The 2,816-nt window shown below is 66.4% G+C and carries 3 protein-coding genes; all 3 read left to right on the top strand.

Going from position 1 to position 2,816, the window contains the following annotated elements:
• A partial coding sequence (locus EN935_RS29790) for a branched-chain amino acid ABC transporter permease (protein WP_164771441.1) occupies positions 1–718 on the top strand: 718 nt, incomplete at its 5' end.
• The gene (locus EN935_RS29785) at positions 715–1,698 is read left to right on the top strand and encodes a branched-chain amino acid ABC transporter permease (RefSeq protein WP_164757519.1); all 984 of its coding nucleotides are present in this window, start codon (positions 715–717) and stop codon (positions 1,696–1,698) included. The genes EN935_RS29790 and EN935_RS29785, both read left to right, overlap by 4 nt.
• Positions 1,695–2,816, top strand: a 1,122-nt coding sequence (locus EN935_RS29780) for an FAD-dependent oxidoreductase (protein WP_164771440.1), incomplete at its 3' end; no start/stop codon positions are given. The genes EN935_RS29785 and EN935_RS29780, both read left to right, overlap by 4 nt.

Here is a 2,816-nt window from a genome sequence, read left to right as displayed (position 1 = left end):
CATTGGTTCCCTCTCCTTCGGCTGGCCGCTGATTGTGGCACTGATCGTCGGCATCGCCTTCACCGCCCTCTTGGCGTTGCTGCTCGACAAAGTGCTGTTCGCGCGGCTTCGCTCGCAAGGCCAGGCGATCATCGTGGTGATGGCGAGCTTCGGCGCCTCGATGGCGCTGAGAAGCCTGCTCGAATTCACCTTCACCTCGCGGCCGACCTATTTCAGCCGGGCGATCCAGATCGCCATGCCGGTCGGCTTCGGCATCCGCATCACGCCCGACCAGATCGCGCTTTTGCTGCTGACAGCGGTGCTGGTGTTCGGCGTGCATCTGTTGATGACGCGCACGCAAACCGGCCGCTCGATGCAGGCCCTGAGCCAGAACGCGGCATTGGCCCGCATCGTCGGCATCGACGTCGCCAGCGTGGTGCGCGTCACCTGGATCATCGGCGGGGCGCTTGCCTGCGTCGCCGGCGTGATGATCGGCGTTCTGGTGCAGATCCGCCCGTTCATGGGCTTCGACATGCTGTTGCCGATGTTTGCCGCCGCCATTCTCGGCGGCATCGGCAGCATCCCCGGTGCGGTGCTCGGCGGCCTGATCATCGGGCTCGCCGAAGCGGGTGCCGTGCAATTGATCGGCGCCGAATGGCGCGCCGCCGTCTCCTTCATCATCCTGATGGCGGTGCTGTTCGCGCGGCCGATCGGCCTGTTTGGTGTGAGGGAACGCTGATGGACCTGCTCGGCTACGGCGCCTTCTTCCTGACTACCGCGCTGATCTTCTCGCTGGTCACGCTGGGGCTCAATTTGCAATGGGGCCTGACCGGGCTGTTCAATGTCGGCCTCGCCGGCTTCGTCGCCATCGGCGCCTACACCTCAGCGCTGCTGACGACACCGGACGATGCCGCGCGGCTGGGCGGCTTCGGCCTGCCGATCCTTGTCGGCTGGCTCGGCGCCATGGTCGTCGGCGGCATCGCCGCTGCCCTTACCGGCATGGCGACGCTGCGGCTGCGATCCGACTATCTGGCGATCACCACCTTCGGCGTCGCCGTCGTCGTGCAACTGGTCGCGCTCAACGCGCAAAGGTTGACCGGCGGACCGTTCGGCATCGGCTTCATCCCGCGCCCCTTTGGCGGCCTTGCCGAGACGCCGCTGCTGTTCAACCTGTCCAACCTTGCCGTGGTCTCGGTCGTCACGCTGATCGCCTATCTCGCTTTGGAGCATCTGTCGCGCAGCCCATGGGGACGTGTCTTGAAGGCGCTGCGCGAGGATGAGCGGGCGGCGATATCGCTGGGCAAGAGCGCGCGTTTCTATCGCGTCCAGGCCTTTGCCGTCGGCGGCGCTATCATGGCGCTGGCCGGCGCGCTGCAGGCGCATTTCACCGGCTTCATCGCGCCGGACAATTATCTGCCGATCCTGACCTTCCAGGTCTGGGTGATGCTGATCGTCGGCGGCTCTGGCAGCAATCTGGGCGCTGTCATCGGCAGCATCCTGGTCTGGGCGATATGGGCCGGATCGGGCACGCTGACCAGCATCCTGTTCCCGCCCGAACAGCAGGCGCGCGCCGCCGCGCTGCAGATCGCCGCCATCGGCGCTATGCTCTGCGTCATCCTGCTGATCCGGCCGAACGGCCTGTTCGGCGACAGGCCTCGGCGGCCCCGCTTCAGCAAGCGGGCGAAGATCGCTGCGGGCGAGAGCAGTTCCGGCTCATGAATGCCGTGATCCGGCAGGAGGCACAAGGCGCTTCGCTGTGGCATGCCGTCAGCCGCAACCGGCGCGAGCGGCCAGCGCTGCAAGGCGGGATCGATGTCGACCTGGCCATCGTCGGCGGCGGCTTTTCCGGCCTTTCAACCGCGCTGCACGCCGCCGGGAAAGGCATTTCCGTCGCCGTTCTCGAAGCCGAATTCATCGCCTGGGGCGCGACCGGCAGGAATGCGGGCTTCGTCGTACCGAACTTCGCCAAGATGGACCCGGTCGACATACTGGCCCACCTCGGACCTTCGCGCGGCGAAAGGCTGATCGATTTCGCCGCCGGCAGCGCCGACCTGGTTTTCCGCCTGATCCGGCAGCATGGCATCGACTGCAACGCCGTGCCTAACGGGTGGATCCAGCCGGCGCATTCGCCTGCCGCCTTCGAGAAGGTCAAGTCACGCGCGGGGCAATGGGCGCAGCGCGGCAGGCCGGCAGTCACATTGGATCGGCAGGAAATCGAAGCCCTGACGGGCGTGCCAGGGTATATCGGCGGCTGGATGGATCGTTCCGGCGGCGTGCTCAATCCAGTCACCTACGCGCGCGGGCTCGCCGATGCGGCGGAGAAGGCCGGCGCGAAGATCTTCGAGCAGACGCGCGTCACCTCGGTTGATCGCGTAGCCGATGGTTGGATGCTGAAAACGCCGGCGGGATCGGTACGAGCCGCAAAGGGGTTGATCGCCACCAACGCCTATGGCTGGGCCCTCAATCCGACATTGCAGCGAACCCATTTCCCGCTGAAAGTCTTCCAGATCGCGACAGCGCCATTGCCTCGTGAAGTACGCAGCCGGTTGCTTCCCGGCGGGCAAGGTGTCGGCGACACCCGGCGCAATCTCTTCACCTTCCGCTTCGACGCGGATAACCGGCTGATCAGCGGCGGCATGCATATTCTTGGTGCCGGCGCCGATACGCGCGTGCCGCAAACCATCTGGCGGCGCCTCGCCAGGCATCTCGATTTGCCTGACCTGCCGCCGCTTGCCTATAGCTGGTCGGGGGTGGCCGCGGTCGAACCGGATTTCCTGCCGCACCTCATGGACCTCGGGCCGGGGCTGATCCCCGGCCGCGCCTGCAACGGGCGCGGC

The sequence above is a fragment of the Mesorhizobium sp. M7D.F.Ca.US.004.03.1.1 genome, assembly GCF_003998635.1.
GTDB classification, from domain to species: Bacteria; Pseudomonadota; Alphaproteobacteria; order Rhizobiales; family Rhizobiaceae; genus Mesorhizobium; species Mesorhizobium loti.
This window is presented reverse-complemented; position numbering and strand designations above follow the sequence as displayed.